The sequence below is a fragment of the Candidatus Nomurabacteria bacterium genome, from assembly GCA_023898605.1.
Taxonomy (GTDB): domain Bacteria; phylum Patescibacteriota; class Minisyncoccia; order Phycocordibacterales; family UBA9973; genus HK-STAS-PATE-34.
This window is the reverse complement of record CP060230.1, coordinates 328,216-351,265: the sequence shown is the minus strand read 5'-3', so window position 1 is coordinate 351,265 and position 23,050 is coordinate 328,216. Positions and strand designations below refer to the sequence as shown.

Annotated in this window: 28 protein-coding genes and 1 tRNA gene; 18 read left to right on the top strand and 11 right to left on the bottom strand. The window is 37.3% G+C overall.

Annotation, left to right across the window (positions count from 1 at the left end; all coding sequences use genetic code 11):
• The first annotated feature begins 28 nt into the window (after positions 1–28).
• Positions 29–871, top strand: a complete 843-nt coding sequence (locus H6791_02005) for a hypothetical protein (protein ID USN94517.1) — start codon at positions 29–31, stop codon at positions 869–871.
• Positions 872–907: 36 nt separating this feature from the next.
• Here H6791_02005 and recG read toward each other — a convergent pair whose 3' ends face one another.
• On the bottom strand, positions 908–3,070 hold the full coding sequence (recG, locus tag H6791_02000; GenBank protein USN94516.1) for an ATP-dependent DNA helicase RecG: 2,163 nt from the start codon (positions 3,068–3,070) through the stop codon (positions 908–910).
• A gap of 4 nt (positions 3,071–3,074) precedes the next feature.
• Positions 3,075–3,434: a response regulator transcription factor gene (locus H6791_01995; protein ID USN94515.1), complete on the bottom strand. Its 360-nt coding sequence runs from the start codon at positions 3,432–3,434 to the stop codon at positions 3,075–3,077.
• Positions 3,435–3,574: 140 nt separating this feature from the next.
• On the opposite strand from H6791_01995, the gene H6791_01990 reads away from it, so the two are divergent.
• Positions 3,575–3,886: a hypothetical protein gene (locus H6791_01990; protein USN94514.1), complete on the top strand. Its 312-nt coding sequence runs from the start codon at positions 3,575–3,577 to the stop codon at positions 3,884–3,886.
• Positions 3,887–3,938: 52 nt separating this feature from the next.
• Here H6791_01990 and H6791_01985 read toward each other — a convergent pair whose 3' ends face one another.
• Genes H6791_01985 through H6791_01960 form a run of 6 tightly spaced genes read right to left on the bottom strand, consistent with a single transcriptional unit; the run spans position 3,939 to position 7,867 of the window.
• Positions 3,939–4,751, bottom strand: coding sequence for a nucleotidyltransferase domain-containing protein (locus H6791_01985; protein USN94513.1), 813 nt, complete (start codon positions 4,749–4,751; stop codon positions 3,939–3,941).
• A 1-nt stretch (position 4,752) separates the two neighbouring features.
• Positions 4,753–5,469 (bottom strand): NTP transferase domain-containing protein, encoded by a 717-nt coding sequence (locus tag H6791_01980; GenBank protein USN94512.1) that lies wholly within the window; start codon positions 5,467–5,469, stop codon positions 4,753–4,755.
• Between the two features lie 5 nt (positions 5,470–5,474).
• Positions 5,475–5,864, bottom strand: coding sequence for an ATP-binding protein (locus H6791_01975; GenBank protein ID USN94511.1), 390 nt, complete (start codon positions 5,862–5,864; stop codon positions 5,475–5,477).
• Complete coding sequence (locus tag H6791_01970; protein ID USN94510.1) at positions 5,848–6,891, bottom strand: phosphotransferase; 1,044 nt, start codon at positions 6,889–6,891, stop codon at positions 5,848–5,850. Before H6791_01970 ends, H6791_01975 begins: the two co-directional genes overlap by 17 nt.
• 5 nt (positions 6,892–6,896) lie before the next feature.
• Positions 6,897–7,481, bottom strand: a complete 585-nt coding sequence (locus tag H6791_01965) for a hypothetical protein (protein ID USN94509.1) — start codon at positions 7,479–7,481, stop codon at positions 6,897–6,899.
• A 23-nt stretch (positions 7,482–7,504) separates the two neighbouring features.
• A complete protein-coding gene (locus H6791_01960) occupies positions 7,505–7,867 on the bottom strand; it encodes a DUF4440 domain-containing protein (GenBank protein USN94508.1) in 363 nt (120 codons plus the stop codon).
• Positions 7,868–8,075: 208 nt separating this feature from the next.
• Between H6791_01960 and H6791_01955 the strand changes: the two genes are divergently transcribed.
• Positions 8,076–8,420, top strand: a complete 345-nt coding sequence (locus tag H6791_01955; protein USN94507.1) for a hypothetical protein — start codon at positions 8,076–8,078, stop codon at positions 8,418–8,420.
• A 675-nt stretch (positions 8,421–9,095) separates the two neighbouring features.
• Here the strand turns inward: H6791_01955 and H6791_01950 are convergent.
• The 3 genes from H6791_01950 to H6791_01940 all read right to left on the bottom strand — a co-directional run bounded on the left by H6791_01950 (position 9,096) and on the right by H6791_01940 (position 11,160).
• Complete coding sequence (locus tag H6791_01950; GenBank protein ID USN94506.1) at positions 9,096–9,962, bottom strand: SDR family NAD(P)-dependent oxidoreductase; 867 nt, start codon at positions 9,960–9,962, stop codon at positions 9,096–9,098.
• A gap of 181 nt (positions 9,963–10,143) precedes the next feature.
• Positions 10,144–10,230: transfer RNA gene (locus H6791_01945), tRNA-Ser, on the bottom strand.
• Between the two features lie 288 nt (positions 10,231–10,518).
• Complete coding sequence (locus H6791_01940; protein ID USN94505.1) at positions 10,519–11,160, bottom strand: ComF family protein; 642 nt, start codon at positions 11,158–11,160, stop codon at positions 10,519–10,521.
• Positions 11,161–11,206: 46 nt separating this feature from the next.
• Between H6791_01940 and pilM the strand changes: the two genes are divergently transcribed.
• The 15 genes from pilM (at position 11,207) to H6791_01865 (ending at position 23,049) form a co-directional block, all read left to right on the top strand.
• Positions 11,207–12,325, top strand: coding sequence for a type IV pilus assembly protein PilM (gene pilM, locus H6791_01935; GenBank protein ID USN94504.1), 1,119 nt, complete (start codon positions 11,207–11,209; stop codon positions 12,323–12,325).
• A 120-nt stretch (positions 12,326–12,445) separates the two neighbouring features.
• Entirely contained in the window at positions 12,446–13,117 is a 672-nt protein-coding gene (locus tag H6791_01930) for a hypothetical protein (GenBank protein ID USN94503.1), read from the top strand.
• A gap of 2 nt (positions 13,118–13,119) precedes the next feature.
• Positions 13,120–13,719 carry a hypothetical protein gene (locus H6791_01925; protein ID USN94502.1) on the top strand — a complete coding sequence of 200 codons (600 nt, stop codon included), beginning with the start codon at positions 13,120–13,122 and terminating at the stop codon, positions 13,717–13,719.
• Between the two features lie 3 nt (positions 13,720–13,722).
• Positions 13,723–14,190 carry a hypothetical protein gene (locus tag H6791_01920; protein USN94501.1) on the top strand — a complete coding sequence of 156 codons (468 nt, stop codon included), beginning with the start codon at positions 13,723–13,725 and terminating at the stop codon, positions 14,188–14,190.
• A 5-nt stretch (positions 14,191–14,195) separates the two neighbouring features.
• The gene (gene tadA / locus H6791_01915; protein USN94500.1) at positions 14,196–15,932 is read left to right on the top strand and encodes a Flp pilus assembly complex ATPase component TadA; all 1,737 of its coding nucleotides are present in this window, start codon (positions 14,196–14,198) and stop codon (positions 15,930–15,932) included.
• Between the two features lie 54 nt (positions 15,933–15,986).
• Positions 15,987–17,048: a PilT/PilU family type 4a pilus ATPase gene (locus H6791_01910; protein USN94499.1), complete on the top strand. Its 1,062-nt coding sequence runs from the start codon at positions 15,987–15,989 to the stop codon at positions 17,046–17,048.
• Positions 17,049–17,052: 4 nt separating this feature from the next.
• Positions 17,053–18,255: a type II secretion system F family protein gene (locus tag H6791_01905; GenBank protein ID USN94498.1), complete on the top strand. Its 1,203-nt coding sequence runs from the start codon at positions 17,053–17,055 to the stop codon at positions 18,253–18,255.
• A 131-nt stretch (positions 18,256–18,386) separates the two neighbouring features.
• On the top strand, positions 18,387–18,806 hold the full coding sequence (locus H6791_01900; GenBank protein ID USN94497.1) for a type II secretion system protein: 420 nt from the start codon (positions 18,387–18,389) through the stop codon (positions 18,804–18,806).
• 86 nt (positions 18,807–18,892) lie between these two features.
• Entirely contained in the window at positions 18,893–19,345 is a 453-nt protein-coding gene (locus tag H6791_01895; protein USN94496.1) for a type II secretion system protein, read from the top strand.
• Between the two features lie 54 nt (positions 19,346–19,399).
• Positions 19,400–19,906, top strand: a complete 507-nt coding sequence (locus H6791_01890; GenBank protein USN94495.1) for a prepilin-type N-terminal cleavage/methylation domain-containing protein — start codon at positions 19,400–19,402, stop codon at positions 19,904–19,906.
• Position 19,907: 1 nt separating this feature from the next.
• A complete protein-coding gene (locus H6791_01885) occupies positions 19,908–20,696 on the top strand; it encodes a prepilin peptidase (protein USN94494.1) in 789 nt (262 codons plus the stop codon).
• A 13-nt stretch (positions 20,697–20,709) separates the two neighbouring features.
• Entirely contained in the window at positions 20,710–21,360 is a 651-nt protein-coding gene (locus H6791_01880) for a type II secretion system protein (GenBank protein USN94493.1), read from the top strand.
• Positions 21,357–22,010 (top strand): prepilin-type N-terminal cleavage/methylation domain-containing protein, encoded by a 654-nt coding sequence (locus H6791_01875; GenBank protein USN94492.1) that lies wholly within the window; start codon positions 21,357–21,359, stop codon positions 22,008–22,010. Before H6791_01880 ends, H6791_01875 begins: the two co-directional genes overlap by 4 nt.
• Positions 22,000–22,557, top strand: a complete 558-nt coding sequence (locus H6791_01870; GenBank protein ID USN94491.1) for a type II secretion system protein — start codon at positions 22,000–22,002, stop codon at positions 22,555–22,557. Before H6791_01875 ends, H6791_01870 begins: the two co-directional genes overlap by 11 nt.
• A 3-nt stretch (positions 22,558–22,560) precedes the next feature.
• The gene (locus H6791_01865) at positions 22,561–23,049 is read left to right on the top strand and encodes a hypothetical protein (protein USN94490.1); all 489 of its coding nucleotides are present in this window, start codon (positions 22,561–22,563) and stop codon (positions 23,047–23,049) included.
• Position 23,050: the final 1 nt, after the last annotated feature.

The window sequence follows — 23,050 nt, the reverse complement described above, 5'->3', positions numbered from 1 at the left end:
CTATATTGATAAAAAATTGACAATAGTTATGGCAAAACAATCAAATGCTATAGAAGAAGTCTCGAGACTCGCTTCTATAGACTGGGACGAAGTTCAGGACTATGAAAATAGATATTCTGAGCAAGATCACAAAACCTTTGCCTATCTTGTCAAAGCAATTGATGAGGTTTGGCCAGGTCGTGTTCACCCGGAAATTATAAAAGGATCAGAAAAAATCTGGCCGGAAAAAGATCGTATTCCAAGATTAAGTGTTCTCAGTAAAAGACTTCAGGAGATAAGTAACTTTCGTTATTACTATAGCGAAGACGTGACTCCAGACGATGTTCTTTTTGCTGGTTATGCCAGGAGAATGTTTCCTTCTACCTTGTACTTAAGGTCATGGGAAGAAAGAGACTATACTCCGAAGCCTGACAATTTCCACGAGGGTCCTTTTGGTCATGGAGCCGCTCTTAGCCTTACGCCGTTTGCTGATGTAAGTCAGGTGGCGGGTTTGGCTGTGGAGCAGGGCTTTAACTTTGATATCAAGGTTATGCAGGCAATGGATTTTATCCACTGGTATATGGTTGAGTTCATTTTGAATCTCGACAAACATGACAATCTTTGGATCGTGGGTCCAGGAATTCTATCTTCACCAGAAGAGTGTATTTATTCTCTTGAAAGTCCCAACGTTCGACACCATGAGATAAAAATCGAAAAAATCTTCGAGACATTTGATCACATGCTTTCGACACCAAAAGAGATCTACCACAAACAAGATGACCTTTGGGTTATTGGTAGCTTCAAGGATTTTCAAAAATCTCTCACCGTTAAACTTCCAGAATATCTGGAAAAGAAAACTGGTGCGAAGATGAAAAAGAGAATTAAACTTTGATCTTTTAACAAAAGCCGCACTTTATGTGCGGCTTTTTTATTCGAAGTGGATTTTGAGATCTCGTTTTTCCAATTCTGTTTTTAGTTTTGTATAACTTTCTAGTTTATCTTCTTCAACTATTTTCTTGGCTTCTTCTCTCGCTGCTTCTACCATTTTTATATTCTTGATCGCTTCCATTCCGAGGTCAGATAGTCCCCATTGTTTTTCTCCAGAAAGCATACCCATACCACGTTGAGCGAGATCAATCTCCGCTAGTTCGAAACCGTTCTTGGCTTCTTTTATAGCTTTCATTCTTTCTAGTGTCTTGTCACTTTTTACATCTGCAAAAAGGTAGCAGTACGGCTGGTGCGTTCCTCTCATGATTCTTCCGCGGAGCTGGTGTAGCTGTGCTAGACCAAACCTTTCTGCTCCTTCTATGATCATAACCGATGCGTTCGGAACATTGATCCCGACCTCGATAACACTAGTTGAAACTAGTATGTCTATTTCTTTGTTCAAGAATCTTTCCATTGTCTTTTCTTTCTTTTCTTTTGTCATCTTGGAGTGAAGGTATTCTATGTTGTAGTCCGGAAAAACATTTTTTTTGAGTCTTCTTGTTTCTGTTGTCACACTTTTTACTTGTAGCGCTTTTTCTTTTGTTTCGTCTGGTTCATCTATCCTCGGACATATGACATATAGTTGTCTTCCGTTTTCTAGTTCTTCTTTTATCTTTTCATATGCTTCATCTCTGTCGTTTTCTTTTACGATTTCTGTTACGACACTTTTCCTTCCCATCGGCATTTGATCCAAAACAGAAAGGTCCAAGTCACCATATATAGTAAGAGCAAGAGTTCTGGGTATAGGTGTCGCTGTCATAGAAAGCAGGTGTGGCGCAAAGCCAGACTTTTTCGCGAGACTTGCTCTCTGGTTGGTACCGAAACGATGTTGTTCATCGATGATCACAAGAGCAAGATCGCGAAACTCTACACTTTTCTGTATAAGTGTATGTGTTCCGATCAGAACTGGTATCTCGCCGTTCTTTACCCATTTCTGGAGTTGTGGGCGAGAGATATTGGTAGATTTCTCACCATAAACCTTGGAAGGGAATTTTCTCGCACCACTACCAGTTATGAGTCCGACTTGTATCGGATCGTTTTTGAAATATTCTGTGAAGCTGTCAAAAAGCTGTCTTGCCAATATCTCTGTCGGCGCCATGTATGCGACTTGTAGATTTCCAAACTTTTGTCCAGGTGGCCTAGTCGAGACAACTTGTTTTGTTATGCTCGCTGCAACTGCAGTCTTTCCGCTGCCTACATCTCCTTCGAGAAGGCGAGACATCGGAGAGTCTTTCTCTATGTCGGAGAAAATATCGTTTATCACTTTGTTCTGACCTTCTGTCAGAGAAAAACCAAAGTTCTTTTCAAACTTTTTCTGGAGTTCTTGGTCTACCTCTATTTCGTATGTTTTGTTTTCTCGCCAGTTCTTTCTATCTATATGTCTACCGAGCTGTATGAAGAAAACTTCTTCGAACGCAAATCTTTTCCTAGCGGCTATAGCGTCGGCTTCTTTCTTGGGGAGGTGTATCCATATAAGTGCAGTTTTGAGAGAGGGGAGTTTGTACCGAGTCAGGATTTCTTCTGGTATGTATTCTTGTATCTCGTCTAGGACTTTGGCAGAAACTATCTTTTCTATTGTGTGATATATCCACTTGGAAGTTATGCCTCGTGTTTCTCTGTATATCGGGTACTGAACTTCGGCTTCTAGAGATTCTTCTTTGTAGAAAAGGGTAGAGTGTAGGTCGATAGGAGAAAGTGGAGTTTTCTTGATTTCTGGGTTTGTCAGAGTTTTCTCACCTTTCTTGTCGAGACTTACTTTTCCAGAAACTTGAACTATGTCTCCAGCCACAAACATCTTGGCAAGATATGCTTGGTTAAACCAGACTATTTTGATTTTTCCTGTTGGGTCTTCGAGAGTTGCTTCGCCCATTGGGATTTTCGACTTGAAAGATTTTTTTGTTTTGGCGTCTATTATTTTGCCGAGTATTGTGGCGTTCTCTCCCTCGGTTAGTTCGTTTATGAAGTGTAGTTCTGATATAGCACTGTACCTTTCTGGAAAATAAAAAAGAAGATCTTTTATACTAGAGATCTTCAATCTTTTGAGCGCTTTCTTTTGTGCTTCAGTTAGTCTAAAGTTTTTTTCGATACTATCACCGAGGTTCATGAAGTTATCCCAAGATAGCGTGCATTTTCTCGATCAATTCTTCTAGTGTGAAGTTACTCTTGACCATATACTCACGCATCATGTCGAATTCTTGTGCTCTCTTGAAATCTTTTTCTGTGTTTAGGTTGGAGAAGACGATAACAGGAGTTTTCATGCCTTTCTCTCTCATAACCTCCATGACTTGGAAACCATCTCCTTCTGGCAGGAGTAGGTCTAGGATTATGATGTCTGGACTTTCTTCTAGCTTGTTTTTGCCTTCTTCGGCAGAGTCTGCTGTGACGATAACAAAACCTTCTTTTGAAAGCTTGGTAGCCATGATTCCTTGTAGGAATGCGTCGTCTTCTACGATAAGTACTTTACTCATAGTTTCTATTATCTAATAAATAGGGAAATAGTACAAGTTGAAGAAAATAGGGGGTTTTATATATTTGACAAGAGTAATTATTATATGGTATAATATTAAAGTTCCTTTCCTTTTATTAACTTTAATTTACTTTCACAATTATGAAAAACACAACAGTAGCTATGGGACTTTGGAAGTTCGGTGGTAATATAACAGAACAACAACTAATAGAGCTTGCAGAATCTTTCTCTGAAGACGATAGATACCTTCAAGTCTATATTAGAAAAGTATCAAAAGATCAGATGGGGGTAGGTTTTACTTACAAACTATCTGAAGATAAAGACCACGAAAGTGCCTATGATGAGTACTTCGACAAAACTTCTGACTCTCTGAAAAGAAAATTTGGTAATGACTTGGTTGGATGGGATCTCGCTTCACCTGTATGGGTTATAAGAGATTCAAACATTAATTAATTATTTAGCACTGGAAACGGAACAACAAAAAAACCCATATGGGTTTTTTTGTTTATTTGCCCTCGAAGTATTCTTTGGACTCTTCTAGGAGCCATTGACCTATACCACCAACTATTTCTCGTATCTTTTCTTTGTCACTTGTTGGGTTCAGAGCGTAGTGTAGGACTTCTCGCATCTCTTCTTCTTTTTCCGGATAGTATTCTCTAAAAGTTTCGTAACATTTATATAAGTCACGAGTATACCTCTTGGATCTTTCCATTGTTATTTCAAAACCAGTTCGCAGAATTACTTTTGTGACCCAAGTGCAAGCATTTTTTATTTCTTCTTCACTCTCATCTTTTTCTAGAAAATTTTTAATCCAGCTTAGATTCTGTTTTATATAGCTTGCATGTATAGACATTTCTTTTCCAGGTTTTCTTTTTGGTGTTTCAAGCGGTTCTCCATGTATGCAAAGAGATTGAGAAAGTATTATATCGTTTTTATTGAAATTAGATTTTAACCTTGGTTCAAATTCTATACCGTTTACAAAAGGATATTTTTGCTCTAATTCTTTTCTAGCATCTTTTATTTCTTTTGCTACATTCAAGTCTTCTTTTGATAAATCTACAATAGCGAAAGTGTCTATGTCTGACACGTTTTCTACTGCTTCACCCTTTGCAACAGAGCCTCTTATATATACTTGCTTTAGTTTGTCACCATAGGCATCTTTGTATAGTTCTACTACATCATCTATCACGGGACGCCATTTTTCTTGGATTTTTTCTTCGCTCGCTGGATTTATGAGATATCCTTCTTCATCGACTTCGAAATACGAACCGCGAGGCTCTATTTCTATAATTTTATTTTTGGTAGGTTCTTTTTCCATTTTAATTTAATCCACTGAAGTGTTTTTTCACAAATAACTCTGCATTTTCTAGGTCATCTGGTCCGTTTACTGCCTGCCACTCATCAACTTGGTGGGTTTCCATTTCATAAGAATTAATATTTTCAAAAATTGTTTGCGGCAAACCATGTTCACCATCTCTTGTTTCTACTGGTTTAAAATCAAGTACACCTTTGGATAAAATATAAAATCCATTTGCAAAGTCGTTTGTTATAAATTCACCATTTTCTTTGGAGTATCTTTCAAAACCTTTTACTATTCCGTTGTCAGTTTTTATACCAAGATAGTACCAAGGCATTTTAGACTTTGTAACACCAAGGCCTATCTTTTTTGATTTCAGAGCTTCTTTCATTTGTTTTGGCTCGAGTAAATCATCGCAGTTTGAAACACAAAAAACATCATTATCACTCAGATGATCTTTGCATAAACTTAGAGAAGAAAAAGTCCCTTTTGGACCTTCATTTGGTTGTACTATATACGTAATTGGTTTTCCTTTGTATTCGTTTGTAAAATGATTTTTTATAAGGTGTCCGAGGTCACTATTAACAACCATTATTATTTCGGAAATATGATCCATATATGGCGCCAATACATACTCAAGCATCGGCCTTCCTAATATTGGGACAAGCCCCTTCGGTATTTTTTTTGTTATGGGGTAAAATCTTGATCCTTTTCCCGCTGCCAATACAACTAATTTCATAATTTTTAACTTTTTAATTCTTTATGGGTTAATAATAATTCCAATTTAAAATATTCTTCTATATAAGATTTTATTTTTTCTGCACAGTAAACAGATCTATGCTGTCCACCCGTACAACCAAAATAAATATGTAATTCTTTGTATCTTTCTTTTTTTTCTAAATATTCTTCAACGGCTATTTCTACTATACCTTTTATTGACTCAATAAATTTTGGCATTTTTGTTTTTGTTTCCAAATATTCTATCACATCCTTATCTTTTCCATTTTTGGGCAAAAGATCCGGTATTCTTCCTGGGTTTAGTATAGGTCTACAATCAAAAATATATTGCAATGATTCTGGATCATGTTCTACTCTCGCACTCTTTTTATAAGAAAAGCTATATAGATGTATCATTTTTAGAAAAAAATATTATTAATTCGTCTATTAATTCTACTGTTTTATCAGTATTTATTTTGTATCTTTTATTTAAAACCTCAGTAATTTCCCTTAAGTTTTTTAAGGCTGGCGTTATACTAGCTAGAAAGGATTTTTTATTGTTTAAATAAATTGCTATTCCATATGATCCAAGTGCTTGTATTATTCTCACAGCTCCCAAAAAGTAGAAATTTTTAATAAAAAGATCTCGATCGTCTATTTCTTTATTAAGATTTAAATAATAATTTAAAAGATATTCCTGACTTTCTTTTTTCCAATTTATTCTAGACTGGAATAGTAAAGATGCCAAATCATAATGTTTTGGGCCACTTCTTGATCCTTGAAAGTCTATGAGTGTATAAATTTCTTTGTTTATAAGTATGTTTCTAGATTGAAAATCCCTATGCATTAGTACATATTCATTTTTCGGTATTGACTCTATTTCTCTTATTAAGATTTTTTCAAAATCATCAAGGATTTTTTTATTGAAACTTATATTTATGCTTCCCAATAAATATTCACTTAGTCTTTTAAAGTTATTATTTATTTCTTTTGAATCAAAAGATTTAAATGGATAAGAATCAGAATAATCCCATCCAATAGTTCCTTTTTTTTGAAAATTTACAAGAAGATCAATCGCTTTTGTTAAAAGTTCTATTTGTTTTTCTGGATATTTTGTTACAAGAGAAAATAAATCTACTTGATCACAAAGTTCTTGTATATAGAATTTATAATCATCGGTGTGTGAAATAACTCTAGGCACGTTAACACCATTTTTTGTTAAATGTTTCGCAAGTTTTACAAAGGCCTTGTTTTCTTGTGGGTCATCGCCCGTAGCACCCAATGTTTCGTAACTTTTTGATTTTAGTATGTAATATCTTCTTGTGGATGCATGTGCTTCAAGTGGTATACAATTTTCTAATCTTTCAGAATATGTTTTATTAAAAAGATCAATTAATCCAGCTGGACATGTTTTTGTATTAGATTGATCAAATTCTTTTTCCATTTTAATTATATATTTTGGTAATAATCTTCCAATATATTTTTATAACCCTCCTTTTTTACTATATCTACTGCTTTCTGGTAATCAACCGGTATATCATTTCTAGAATAATCTAATGGTTTAGATTTAAATACTTCCTCATAAATTTTTTCTAGCATGGCATATATTGGTATATGGTTTTGTGTCAGTTTTGTTTCTGCCTCGTATTTATTTCCAAGAAAAGAAAAGTAACTTTTCTTTTTAGATAGAAATATATGAAGAAGTTCGTGAATCATTGTATCTATAAAGTCTTCATCACTTCGATCGGCACCCCTTCTTAGTGTAGTTACGATAAACGGGGCAGACATCGAACTCATCATGCCGCCTACAACAAAACACTCTAGGCTCCTGTCTGGAGTATTTTTTGTAATTTCTTGTATAAGATTGATTACACTATTTTCTTTTTCGAATGATTCCCATAACCTCTCCCAGTTATCTTTTGTTTCTATTATTTTTTCTACAGAAGGATAATCTATACCTCTTTCTTCTGCTAAGTTTCTTCTAGATACATCTAGAGGATAAGCGTATATAAATCTAACCTTTGGTTTTTCCATTAAGGTAGTATAGCATCAACAAATTAAATAATAGGAGTAGATTTGTGGTAGAAAATTTGCCAACCCAAATCAGTTTTTCTCCAGTAGGAAACTCGGGATGAAAAGATTGTTTCTTTTTTGTTTATTATTTTTTTAGTTTTAAATTTTACAACTACAAAATTTTCTGGGGACATCTCAATAGAAAAATCGCTTGCCTGGTATCTTGCGTCTTCTGGACTATTTGGCAATCTATCCAAAATGTCTTTTTTTGTGTATTTGTTTCCCGATGTTCCAAATTCAATAAAGTCATCTGCGATAAGTTTGTCTAACATATCTTTTGAAGACCGAACTTCTGGTTTTAGCAGAGATAGTTCTAGTTTTTTAATCGTGTCAGTCAAGTTTTCCATTAAGGTAGTATAGCATCAGTTTTTTACCGTCGTAGACCACGTGGGGTTCAGTACCAAATTGGCGAGACCCCATAAGGACATTTTAGCAGACTTTTGGAGCTTGAAATAGGTATGCGGGTCTAGGTCAGTTTTCTCTAGATTCTAGACTTATCGGGATATATCTGGTAGTATCCCGTTCAGACAGTCAACCTAAACAAAGGAGGTAATTATGGCTACCAAAATCAAAGAATTGGTCGGGAAAGATCTCAGAGATTTCAAGATCGTCGAGATGACCGAGGTCTACCGCGTGGACGATGACGGCCTAAAGTCCAGCTCGCTCGGATTCTTCAAGGATCCAAATATCGCATCGGCATTCGCCGGGGTACAAAAGAACGCAAGCTGGCACAAGACAGGGCAAGCTCTGGTGTTGACTGACGGAACCATCGGTTACGTTATCGAAGACCAGAATCCGGTGAAGCTCTTCGACGACGAGGCAGAAGCTCTCGACATCAAGAAGAAAGCTGTTGCAAAGTTTTCCCCTGAGGAGCGCAAACTCTTAGGATACGAAGATTAGCGGCCTCAGCGACCAAAAAGTCACAGCCCCATCATGCTTCGGCGTGATGGGGCTGATTTTATTGTATGTATTCGGGTCGCCCCACAATCTTAAGCCTGTGGGTCACGCCGATAATAAGTTCTTACTGCGGTACTTACTAGACAAAGTTCGAAACTATTTCGAGCAAAATCCAAATGATTAAAACTAATAAAATGGACTCGGTTTTGCGAAACAATTTTCTGGGGACACGGATTCGCAAAACCTCGGCTGTGTTCCGCGCGGAGGAGGGGTCTGGGGGGTCTGCGCGGGCTTCACTTTTTGTTTTTTGGGCACAGACGCAATCAAAAGTAAGTTAATGAGTTTAGCACGCACTTTGATTCAAGGTTTTTTAAGACAGCTTTTTAAATTTCACCTTGAATTTGAGAATTAAACACTGGCAAATTTAATTCAATATGTTCCACTCCACCGTTTTCGATTATTTTAATGGCCACTTCTTTTTGATCATCTATTGAGAACTTTTCTATATTTTCAATAACTGATTTCCATTCTTTAAACTCAATAAGCTCTAAAAGTATATTTTTTAATAACTCTTAGGATTTGACGTTTTCTAGTTCTTCTAACAGAGCATCTTTTGATTGTGCTTCTCTCTTTATCTGTTCAATTTTATTTTTTTTCAAAATTTAACATAAAAAATATTTACTTCTGACTTTTTGTCTTTTTAATAAGAGAGTATGGGGGAAAATCTGTAATGATCTCATTAATCTCTTTACGTTGTTTATATTCAAGTTGCCCTAGTGGCTTTAATATTTCGATAACTTTTTCAACAACTGCTTTTGAATCAAGCATTGTTTTTTCACCAGTATTAGCATTTTCATACATTTTATATTTTTCTGCCATTTCGTCTTTTGATACGTTTAAACTTTCAGCTCTTTTTAATATTACTTCTTCAGCGCTTTTACTTGATTCCATTGGACCTGGGGCTAGATAAAAAGCAAAGACGTCAATATACTTATCAGTTTCTTTATCTTTATAATCACCACCAATACTCTCAATTATTTCTTGGTTAACAGTTTCAGTTTGCCTTAACAATGCTATTTTTGAACAGCTGTATGAACTTCTACCAGTGTATTTAAATACACCAGAAGTGGATCCAACGTTTATTATTCTTCCGTATTTTTTATCTCTCATATTAGAAAGAGCAAAAAATGATAATCGGCCCGGCACTTGGACATTTAGTTTATTTATATTCGATTCTTCGTTTATATCTCGTTCGCCAACTGATTTTATGTCTGTTCCGAAAATTGCTGCGTTATTTATAAGAATAGTGGTTTCCTTTGCTAATTCTTCAATTTTTCTTCGGTCTTCATCTTCTAAAAGGTTTGCTGGCTGAATGATAATTTTTTCATAAAAAGGTTCAAGTTCTTTTTTTAAAGACTCAAGTTTTTCTTTTTCTCGAGCAGTTAGAATTAAAGTACTGCTTTTATTAGCAAGCTCCCTTGCAAGCACCTTTCCTAATCCCCCTGTTGCGCCAGTTATTAAAATTGTCTGTTTAGGAAAATCCATATCGTGCCCTTATATTAACATTTTTTAAAGTGATTTTTCATGTTTTGCGCCTGTGTCCAAAAAACAAAAAGTGAAGCCCGCGCGGAGGAGGGGTCTGGGGGGTCTGCGCGGGCGAGTCCGCATTAGCACTCCGCCTCATTTTCCCCAGACAAATTGTGGCGGGGTGCGGTCAGATTTATTGCGGAGACGGTGGGATTCGAACCCACGGTCCTTTTGACGGGACACCTCGTTAGCAGTGAGGCGCTTTCGACCACTCAGCCACGTCTCCAATGTTTATTTTATTGAACGTGGCTGAGCCACGCCTGCCTGCCGGTAGGCAGGTCTCCATATTCTCTCGAATACTTGAGACTTTAGCACAAATTGTTCCTCGAATAAAGTTCTGTTATATTGAAAAAGACTTTTGTTCTTTGGGTGGTATATATACTGCCAATATGCATAGGCCGGAGGGTGTCCTTTTTATCAATCGTAAAGGTTTATTAATCCTCCCTAAGTGAGCCGTATGGGAAAATAACAAACAAACGACAAAAGTCCGGAGGGGTCATGAGACCCCTCTTTTTTAATGCGCAATCGTTATCGTAATCACACTCTTTGGTTTTAGTTTTTTGAGGACTCTTTTTGCTTCGTTTATCGTCGCACCGGTTGTGATGATGTCATCTATCAGAATGACAGTTTTTCCTACGATATCTTTTTCAGAATCTTTTTTGTAACTCATCGAACCAGAAACATTTCTGAGCCTTTTGCTCCTGTTTTTTATTCTCGCCTGCGGATCTGTTTCTTTGTGTTTTATCAAAATATCCGAAACGGGGTAGGAACTTTTTTCTGAAACAAAGTCTGCCAGAGTTTTTATGTGGTTTTTACCACGCTTCTTTTTTCTTTTCTCGGACATCGGTATCGGTACTATCGTTACTTGGCCGATTTTTTCAAACAACGCTTTTTCTAGAATTATGTTTTCTATTTCTTCGAGTATGTATTCCGAGAAAGTTTCGGCGATACTGTCGCGGGAGAGATACTTCATCTGCCACAAAGCCTTTGTCATATATATGTCTCTGTATTCAAAGAGTGGGTAGGTGTCGCTACCGAGTGGTATAGATCTCGGGACTTTGTCTATACAGGTTTTGCAGAAATAAGAGCCTTCTTTCTCGCAGGAAATGCATCGTTTTGTAAAAAGTATTTTTCCAAAAAATCCTCCTAGTTTCATATAGTTTTTCTCCTTTATATGGTACAATCGTAGCACAAAAGGCTTTATGGATAATCCACTTAATAAAATTTTTTCTTTGGGAAAAGCCGCTTTTTCGAAACCAAAAGAAGAAAGCGCTGTCGGTATAGATATAGGATCTTCTTCTATCAAAGTTGTTCAGATCAAAAAGAAGAAAGGCAAAGCTCTGCTAGAAACGTATGGGACTCTTTCGCTTGGTCCGTATGCGAGCGCCGAAGTCGGTAAACTAACAAATCTTCCAGAAGAAGCTCTTTCCAAAGCTCTTGCTGACGTGATCAGAGAATCTGGCGTCACAACCAAGCGCGCAGGACTTGCTGTGCCAAGTTCAGCGAGTTTGATTTTCGTTTTGTCACTACCGAAAACTATCGGAGAAAAAGAATTAAGACCTGTTATAGAAACAGAGGCGAGAAAGTACATACCGGTTTCGATAAGTGAAGTCGCACTAGACTTCTGGCAGATACCAGAAAGAGAAGCCGAAAGAGGTGACTCAGAGTTTGTAGATTCTGGTGCAAAGCAAGATATATTAGTTGCAGCGATACACAACGAAACTCTAGAGAAATATAGCAACGTTGCAAAAACTGCAAACATATCACCAGAACTACTAGAGATAGAAGTATTTTCTGCTATCAGGAGTTCGCTCAATCATGAACTTTCGACTGTACTACTTGTAGATATCGGTGCGATGAAAAGCAAACTTACAATAGTTGAGTACGGGATAGTTAGATTGTTCCACGTTATAAATCGTGGATCACATGACATAACAAACAGTATTTCTACAAGTCTTTCTATGAACTTCGAATCTGCAGAAAAAGCCAAGAGAGATATAGGACTAACTGGTATCGGAGAAGATAGAAAAGTTTCAGACGTTGCCAAGATATCGATAGATTATATCTTCTCAGAAGTAAACACAGTTATAACTACTTACGAAAGAAAATACCAAAGACCAATTTCAAAAATCATATTTGTTGGTGCAGGTTCACTATTGAAAGGACTAGACCAATACGCAAAAGCTGTTTTCAAGAGCGATATAGAGCTCGGCGCAGCGTTCGACAAAGTAGAATCTCCAGCTTTTCTCAAAGATGTTCTAAAAGAAGCTGGTCCAGAGTTCGCAGTAGCGACAGGATTGGCACTAAGAATACTAGAATAATAGGGCGTTGTGTATAACTCTTATATTTGTTTTGCATAATATCTCTTTTTGCATGCTATAATTTTCTATATAAGGGTTTTAATATCAAGGTTTTTCTAAGAAACCCAATTCAATTTTAGTATGCCTCCACTAGAGAGAGATTATCAAACATCATTCATACCAAAACAACCACTGACTACTCCTAGTAGTAAGAAGACTCGCGAGAAGCCGGTCCCTGTTTTGAATGTTATTTCTACTATTATATTTTTTGCTTCTATACTTCTTGCAGTTGGTACATATTTCTACAAGGGTTCAGTAGCTTCTTCTATCGCAAGCAAAGCTGACAGTTTGAAAAGAGCACAAGAATCTTTCGAACCAGGATTTATCGAAGAGATACAAGACCTAGACAGGAGACTATCTGCTGCGGGTGAAGTTCTGGCAAACCACATAACAGTAAGTCCTATCATGGAAACTCTTTCAGCACTTACTCTACAATCAGTTCAGTTTACTGACTTCAAGTTTTCTGTACCAGAAAGAAACGCAGGAACAATACTTGTAACACTCAAAGGTAAAGCAAAAAGCTACACTTCTATTGCACTTCAGTCCGATGCACTCAAAGAAGAAAGAGCATTTATTGACCCGATTTTCTACAACCCAACTCTTGATTCAAAAGGTGGCGTTACTTTCGACCTCGACTTTACAGTTGATCCGAAGTTCTTGCTTTACGAAAGAAATCTTGACGGGGGAGATGTTATGACAGAAACAGTAGAGAGTGGATCAACAGAAGACTTAACTAACTTTGAAGTTCAATAATTATGAGATTTATTTTACCAATATTACTTATAGTCGGATCAGTGCTAGCCTTTGTCGGGTTCACTAGACCTATGTACGAAGAAATCAAGACTATGAAAGTCGAAGCTTTGGCATATGATGAAGCACTCCAAAATGCAAGAGAATTGCAAGAGATAAGAGACGCACTCGCAGAAAAATACAGCAACTTCAACGATAGTGACCTAGATCGAGTAGAAAAACTTCTTCCAGACAACGTAGATAGTATAAGACTTATCATAGAAATAGAGAGAATCGCAGCTCAGTATGGAATGATTGTAAAAGAAGTTTCTTATGCTTCTCCAGACAAAGAAGAGACAGATGCAAACGGTGCACCAATCGGCAAAATCACTCCTGCGGAACTAGCATATCTGAACCGAGATTATTCTGAGTCGACACTTTCTTTCTCTACAGAAGGATCATATGAAAACTTCCTAGCATTCCTATCTGACCTAGAAAGTAGCTTGAGAGTAGTTGACGTGACAGATGTTTCTTTCTCATCACTTTATACAACAACACAAGCGGGGGTCGTAAACGACAGTTACAAGTATAGTTTTTCTATAAAAACTTATTGGCTAAAGAACTAATATATGACTAAGAAAATAATTCTACTATTCGTAATATTGATACTAATCGTTGCTGTTCTAGCATACACTGGTTCTTCCAAGAAAAATTCTGGTTCTGGTCTTTCGTCTACAACCGCGGGTGAGATAGACACACTACTTTCTGATTATAGCGGTGCAGTTGGAGAGGATTTCCTTGTAACACTTCTAAACCTACAATCTATAAAACTAGACGACAAAATCTTTTCTTCAAACTCTTTCCAGTCACTACAAGATTTCACTATAACTTTAGTTCCAGATGCAGGTCAGGGTAGACCAAATCCGTTTGCACCTATTGGTTATGACGAACCAGTGGTTTTGCCAGGATCTGAATTGCCAGAAGTAGAAACTAGCACACAAACACAAACTACAGTACCGACTACAACAGGAGGCAGTTCTTCTGGAGCTTCTTCTGGATCAACGACTGGACCAGTAGCAATACCGGAAGGTCTATAATTGTTATGATTTTTTTAGAGGAATTAGTTCGGCGACAAATAATCACCGAACCACAGGTTTCGGAGGTTCTTCGTATTTCTGAAGAAAAATTCGGAGGTGATGTAGACAAGGCTATGGTAGAAATGGGCATAGACGAAAAGCTTGTCGCCAAAGCAAAGTCAGAAGTTTACGGCGTACCATACAAAGAGATCAACCCAAAACAAGTTTCTACAAATATCGCAAAATATATACCAGAGGATTCAGCTAGACACTATAGGTTTGTACCGATAGGAGTCACTGATGGAGTTTTGGAAGTAGGTATACTAAATCCAGACAACATAGAAGCAACTGATGCACTTCAGTTTATATCTACGTCGGTCAACATGCCGTTTAGGCTTTTTGTCATAACATATTCTGAATACGAAAAGATATTTGATATATACAAGGGTCTGTCTGGTGAGGTTGATACTGCACTTTCTGAACTAGACTCAGAGATAAAAGAAGCCAACGTAGACGACGTCATAATAGAAAAAGGTAAAAAACAACTTTCAAAAGAAGAGGAAGAAAAGATAGTTGAAGAAGCTCCAATCATAAAAATCGTAGCAGTTATCATAAAGTACGCAGTCGAAGGAAACGCTTCTGACATACACATAGAAAACACAGGAGAAAAAGTAAACGTAAGATTTAGAATAGATGGAATACTCCATACTTCTATTACTCTTCCTCCTACAACTTCTTCTGGAGTTGTAGCTAGAATAAAGATACTTTCTAAATTGAGACTAGATGAGAAAAGAAAACCTCAGGACGGAAGTTTCTCTACAAAGATAGAAGGTAGAAAGATTGATTTCCGTGTATCGACATTCCCGACACAAAACGGAGAAAAAGTTGTGATGAGAATACTAGACTCGGAGAAGGGTGTGAAGCCACTCAGTGAACTTGGGCTTTCAGAGAGAAATTACAAAATGGTCAAAGAAGCACTTTCAAGACCATACGGACTTATCCTTATAACTGGTCCAACTGGTTCTGGTAAATCTACAACTCTTTACTCTATGCTGAAAGAACTAAACAGAGAAGAAAGCAACGTTGTGTCGCTAGAAGATCCAGTCGAGTATAGAATCGACGGAGTTAGTCAATCACAAGTTATGCCAGAGATCGGATACACTTTTGCATCTGGACTTCGTTCTATCTTGAGACAAGACCCGGACATCATATTTGTCGGTGAGATTCGTGACAAAGAAACTGCACAACTTGCAATACAAGCAGCGCTAACAGGTCACCTTGTGCTATCGACTCTCCACACCAACTCCGCAATAGGTGTTGTGCCTAGACTTGTAGACATGGGAATTGACCCGTACCTTATTGCTCCAACACTCGTTTTATCAATCGCACAGAGACTAGCTAGAACTATATGTGACGGCGGGGCAAAAAAGATAGATATAGATGAAAGTATGAAGCTAATGATCGACAAACAGTTCGAAGATCTTCCAAAAGAACACAAAGATAAAATTCCATTAGGAGGAAGTCTTTATGACGCAGTTCCTACTCCAGATTGTCCTAGTGGTATCAAGGGTAGAATGGCAGTTTTCGAAATGTATGAAGTTGATAAAGAAATGGAGAAACTTATATTGTCTAATCCAGTAGAGCCAGAAATATATAAGTTAGCTAGATCAAAAGGCATGCTTACGATGTATGAGGACGCACTTATAAAAAGTGCAGAAGGAAAAATTCCTTATAAAGAAACTTATAACTTTGCTACAAATTAGTTTGTGGAATAGCGCGGGTATATTTTTAAAAACAACACATGATATAATCATTTTATGGATTACAGCAAAAAACTCGAAAGTCTAATAGAAACACTCATAGCTGAAAACGGATCAGACCTGCATCTTTCTGCAAAGCGTTTTCCATCTATCAGAGTTTCTGGAGAATTGATACAACTTGTAGCAGAGAAAGAACTGACAGATGAAGACATGATGGGATTCCTTTCTTCTCTTTTGATAAAAGAAAGAGTAGAAGAGTTTCTAGAAAAACAAGAAATGGACTTTTCTTATAGCTTTAGAAGTGGAGAAGCAAGACTTAGAGGTAATGCATTTTTTCAGAAGGGTGCTATAAGCATTGCTCTTAGACTTATACCAAAGGTAAAAACTATAGAAGAGCTTCAACTTCCAAAGATAATAGAAGACTACGCTAGAAAAAAACAGGGATTCTTCCTTGTAGTGGGTCCTGTTGGTCAAGGTAAATCTACAACTCTTGCCTCTATGGTTAACCTTATAAACAACGAAAGAGCAGAGCATATAGTTACAATCGAAGATCCAGTAGAATATATGTTCGAATCAAAAAGATCTATCATCGACCAAAGAGAGGTTGGTATAGATACACACGATTTTGAATCAGCACTCAAGGGTGCGTTTAGACAGGACGTAAATGTTCTTATGATTGGTGAGATGAGAACACACGAAACTATGGCAGCAGCTGTAACGGCGGCGGAAACTGGTCACCTTGTTCTATCGACTCTCCACACAAACAATGCCTCTCAAACAATAGACAGAATCATAGACTCATTCCCAGCTGGTCAACAAGATCAGATAAGAACACAACTAGCATCGTCTCTTCTAGGAATCTTTTCTCAAAGACTCGTTCCAAAAATAACTGGCGGTAGAGTTCCGGCATACGAATTTCTTATAAATACAAACGCCGTATCAAACCTAATAAGAGAAAAAAGAACTCATGAGATAGATGTTTTGATCGAAACAGGATATGAGCAAGGCATGGTTGATATGAACAGATCTCTTCTAGATTTGGTTAGAAGGGGAGAAATAACAATGGAAAATGCTAGACTTTACTCTACAAATCCAAAAGCATTTGACCAACTAGTATAAAAATATGAATTTCAAATATAAAGCAATAGATCAAACAGGGAAGACAAAAGAGGGTATAGTTGAGGCAATCAACAAAGATCTTGCTATACAAGCTCTTCAGAAAAGAGGTCTTATTGTTTCCGGTATAAAAAGTGAAGAAGAAAAAAATGTACTAGAACTTTCTATATACGAGCATGTTCCGCTAAAAGATATCGTTATCGTTTCTAGACAAATCGCAACACTTTTCGAAGCACAAGTTTCTGCACTCAAGGCGTTCTCTCTTCTTTCAGGTACCGCAAAAAACACACTTCTCAGAAATACTCTAAACAAAATAGTAGATGACCTTCAGGCTGGTTATCAGATTTCTGGTGCACTAGAAAAGCATCCACGTATATTCTCAAACTTTTATGTAAACATGGTTAGAGCGGGTGAAGAGTCTGGAAAACTTTCTGATACGTTTTTGTTCCTAGCTGACTATCTAGAAAGACAATACGCGCTGACTACAAAAACAAGAAACGCTCTTATATATCCTGCGTTTGTTATTTTCACATTTATCGTCGTTATGGTTTTGATGTTTACAGCAGTTATACCTAAACTTTCTGAAATCATAAAAGAGTCCGGACAAGATATACCACTTTATACAAAAGCAGTTATTGGTATATCGGACTTCTTTGTAAACTACGGAATCTTCGTACTATTTATTGTGATCATAGGTGGACTGTGGCTCTTTAGGCTTACTAGGACACAAGCTGGAAAGAAATATCTAGATAACGTAAAACTACAATTCCCGATACTTGGCGGACTGTTTAGAAAACTATACCTAGCGCGTATATCTGACAACCTAGAAACAATGCTTTCTTCTGGTATCCCAATCGTTCGTTCTCTAGAAGTTACAGCTGAAGTTGTAGGGAACAAAGTGTATGAAGCAATCATGAAAAACGCAGTTGTAGAAGTAAAAGGTGGAAATAGCTTGTCCAAATCTCTAGAAGGAGAAGAGTTTATACCAGAGATAATGGTGCAAATGGTTCAAGTCGGTGAAGAAACTGGTTCAATAGGACAGATACTAAAAACAATGTCTAGATTCTACAGAAGAGAGGTAGACGACGCAGTCGATACTATCGTTGGATTGATTGAGCCTATAATGATTGTTTTCTTGGGGCTTGCTGTTGGTGTACTTTTGACATCAGTACTTGTTCCTATCTATAATATTGCGAGTGGAATAGCCTAAAAGTTTTCCACAATGAAGATTTGCCTTATTTTTCAAGCGTCTATGCTAGAATAAGGTTATTATAAGAAGCGGTTGGTGCTTGCCGTTAATCAAGTGCCTTAATAAGTAAAACTAGTAATATAAAATTTATTATGAAAAAAACTTTTGAAAAAGGTTTCACTTTGATAGAACTCTTGGTTGTTATTGCAATCATCGGTATCCTAGCTTCAGTTGTTCTTGCTTCACTAAACTCAGCGAGAAACAAAGGAGCAGATGCTGCTGCAAAATCAAACCTTAACAACGCAAGACCTCAATTTGAGCTTTACTATGACAACAACTCAAACAGCTACGCTTCTGCATGTACAGGAGACTCAACTATAGCTGCTGCTATAACTGCTGCTGGAAACGCAACAGGAAACACTGCAGTTTGTGCTTCTGACGATGATGAGTGGGTTGCTGAAATAGAGCTTAAGGCTGGAACATTCTACTGTGTAGACTACACAGGAACTGCAACAACTGCAGGTTCTACAGTATCTGGAACTTCAGATACAAATATCGACTGTACTAACTAGTTAGACTCAGTCTGATTTATACAAAAGCCACTTTGTTCAAAAGTGGCTTTTGTTATTTTTTGACTTGTTGTAGAATTAATATTGATATGAAAGAAAACAAAGGTTTTACCTTAGTCGAACTACTTGTAGTTATCGCTATAATCGGTGTTTTGGCTAGTGTTGTTATTGCAGCACTAAATGGTGCTAGAGATAAAGCATCTGACACTGCTATCAAGGGAAACCTAAATCACATGAGGGCTCAAACCAACATATACTTTTCTGACTACGGACACTTTGGTGCAAAAGTCGAATCTTCTGATTGCGATGCTGGTATATTTGCTGACTCAGTAATAAACAAGGCCATAAAAGACTCTGTTCAGAAAAACGGAGGAGAAGACGCTGACTGCGTGTCTTCTGGACCTGGAACATACGCTGATAGCTGGGCTATATCTGTGCCCCTAAAATCTGACAACGGAGACACTTGGTGTATAGATAGCGAGGGTACAGCTGCGCAAAGTGGAATAGCTGGCGTTACATCAAACGTTGCTTCTTGTGAATAGTTTTACTACTTGTAGTATAATTAGATTTATATAAATAAATATTAATTCATTTTTATGAAAAAACAAAAAGGATTTACTTTAATAGAGCTTCTGGTTGTTATAGCAATAATAGGATTACTTGCGTCTATTGTTTTGGCTGTTCTTAGTACAGCAAGAGCAAGAGGGCGTGATGCTAAAAGAGTTAGCGAAATGGAAGAGGTAGAAAAAGCACTAGCAATCTTCTACTCTCAAAATGGATATTATCCAAAAACAATGGATCAACTTATCCCAAACTTTATATCAAGTCAGCCAGGAGAGATACACTATACAGGATTAAATACAGTTTCTGGTATAACAAATGCTTGTGGTTACTATCATGTTGGAGTTTCTCTTGAACAAGACAATACCGTTCTAACAACAGATGGAGACTTTACTTCTACTGCTACTGGTATAGCAGCTACTGGTGACAACATAATCGATAGATGTGGTAACGCCAACAGTTATTCTATACTGGGAGCTGATACAGCGGCTTGCCAAGCTGGAGATAGTGGTAACAAATGTTACGATAAAATACTAAAATAGCATGAATTCACTAATAGCCATAATCATATTTATCTTTGGAGCTATTATAGGGAGTTATCTAAATGTAGTCGTTATAAGATGGAATACAGGAAGAGGAAGAAGCGGTAGATCTTGTTGTATGAGTTGTGGCAAAACTTTGTCTTGGTATGAACTTATACCTATATTTTCTTTCTGCGCACAAGGTGGGAAGTGTAGAACTTGTAAAACAGATCTTTCACCACAGTATTTTCTAGTAGAAGTTCTAACAGGACTTACTTTTATGGGAGTATATCTTTCTATCGCAGGAAGATTCTTGTTTGATCCTTTTTACTTATTTATAGCGCTTTCTTATTATCTAACGATAGTGTCTATTCTTATCTGTATAGCTCTTTATGACTTGAAGCACAAGATTATTCCAAACGAAATGGTTTACTCGTTCATCATGCTTTCGTTTATCGGAATATTTCTCACACAAAGATTCGACATATTGGATAACATTCTAGCTGGACCTATTCTTGCCGCACCGTTTGCTCTTCTTTGGCTACTTTCAAAAGGTAGGCTTATGGGGTTTGGAGATGTGAAGTATATGCTCGGTATGGGATTTTTCTTGGGGCTTTCTTCAGGTTTCTCGGCGTTACTTATATCGTTTTGGTTTGGAGCTATAGTTTCTATCCTGATGATGGGATTTTCAAGATCTAGAGTTGGCATGAAGACAGAAGTACCGTTTGGCCCATTCTTGGTATTTGCAACACTAGTGGTTCTGATTTTCCAGGTAGACTTCCAGACAATATCTTCGATCTTCTTTAGATAAAATGTTTAATTTTTTGAAACAAAACATAAATGAGGAAAAAGGTATGACCTTTATCGAGCTTATCGTTGTGGTAAGTATATTTGCCTCTATGAGTTTTGTTGTTTTGTTTCGTTACAGAACTTTTGATAGAAACGTTGCACTTCAAAACTTGGCGCAAGAAGTCTCTCTTTATATAAGAGAGACACAACTACAAGCCGTTTCTGGGGTTTTGGGTAGTGATTTGTTCTCTTATGGGCTTCCTTACGATTCTGCTTCTGCACCTTCTTATGGGATATATTTCAACAGCGAAGATAAAAAAGGTTTCTATAAATTTGCAGACAACTTCCCAAGAAACGGACTTTTTGACCTAGATGGAGCGATAGGGTCATGTTCGTCTGGAGAGTGTCTAGATTATATAAACATAGATGATCCAGATATTGAGATAGATTCTATCTGTGCATTTTTTGGAGGAACAGCAGAACCAGAATGCAAATTGAAAGAAGTTACCATCCTTTTTACAAGGCCTGACCCAGCGCCCAGAATTTCTTGTGTTTCTTTAGACGATCTAGAGCTTCCTTGTAACAGCGTTGTTGTAACACTTAAATCAAATACTGATCAGAGTCTTTCTTGGTCTTCTTCTGTAGATCTTGTTGGTAGAATAAATACACAAAAACTGGAAATATGATAAATCATGCAAACAAAAATCAAAAAGGTTTTACACTGGCAGAGGTGCTAGTTGCTGTTTCTTTGTTTACCATAATCATGATTTCTGCCATCGGTGCGCTGCTTAGTTCAAACTTCAGCTATAGAAGATCCGAGTCTATCAAAAGTTCTCTAGATGCTGTGTCTTATACACTTGAAGACATAACTAGGAATACAAGAACAGCTCTTTATATAAGATGTGATTCCGGAGCTTCTTACCCAGAAACAGGAGACTATCCAGCCAGTTTTTCTGATCCGATACTAGATAGCGAAACTGTTCCAAGTCCCGCTGATTGTGATCCGGATTTTGGTAACTGGGGTATATCGTTCGAATCTGCTTATGGCGACGAAGAAACTCCTTTTGATCAATTCTCTTATAAAATAGTTACAAAAGGGGAAAATGCAAAAATATACCGTTCTAGAGACGGTGGTAATACATATCTACCACTTCTACCAAACAATGTTTATCTAGATCCACAGGAGACTAGATTCTTGGTTTTCGGTACCGGAGTAGATGGTATACAGCCATATGTGACAATCACACTTTCTGGTTATGCAACTTACAAAGATTACACTTCACCGTTTTCTTATCAATCAACAGTCTCACTTAGATTTATAGATTATGAAATATAAACTTTTCAAAAATATAAATAAAAACTCACAAAGAGGATTTACCTTGATAGAAACTTTGGTTGCAATACTTATACTCATGTCTTCTGTTGCGGGTATGATAATCGTTTCTTCTGCTGGCGCATCTAACCTAAGGTATGCCAAGAACAAAGCCATCGCGAGCCACTTGGCAAGTGAAGGAGTAGAGATGATAAGAAACATAAGAGATAGCTATCTTATAGATCCAGCTCTTGGTTGGTCTGATTTTGCAACTCTTATGGGTGAATGTTCTTCTGGTTGTGCAGTAGATCCATATTTTCCAAAAGATGTCATTTCTTGTGATGCAGACGCGGAACTTGGTTGCCAAGCTTTATATATAGATAACGGTGCGTATGGATATAGTTCTGGAGGAGAAATTTCTCCGTTTACTAGAGTTATAACTGTCAAAGATATTGGTTCGGGGAATCAAGAAGTCGAAGTTTTCTCAACTGTTTATTGGAAGCAAGGAGAAAATGTTTACTCTGAAGAAAATTATACATTTTTGATGAACTGGATAGATCCATTATTTTAGATTATGAAAAACAAAAACAAACAATCTGGATTCATTGCACTCTACACAGTACTTCTAGCATCTGTGATACTTCTCATGGTTGTTGGTATAACTCGAATCTCTTATAAAGAAATTGTTCTTTCTAGAGTTGCTCAGGAGTCAGACTTGTCTTTCTTTGCGGCAGATAGGGGTGTAGAATGTGCGCTCTATCATGATAGAGCAGAGAGCGCTTTTCCCGTTTCTGCTACGGCCTCTTTTGCCACATCTCTCACTTGCGGTGGGGTTTCTGGAACTGTAACCAAAGATGATCCAGGAGATACACAGTATAGGTTCAAACTCGCAGCTGATTCTTGGTGTGCAGATGTCCGTATAGACAAGGGTTTTGAGGACGAAGGTGGCCTTTATACAAAAATCGAGTCTTTCGGCTATAATAAGTCTTGTGAGGAGGTGGGGATCTCTCCGCTTGTTGTAGAAAGGGCCCTCAGGGTCACATACCCACTATTCTCGTTTTAAG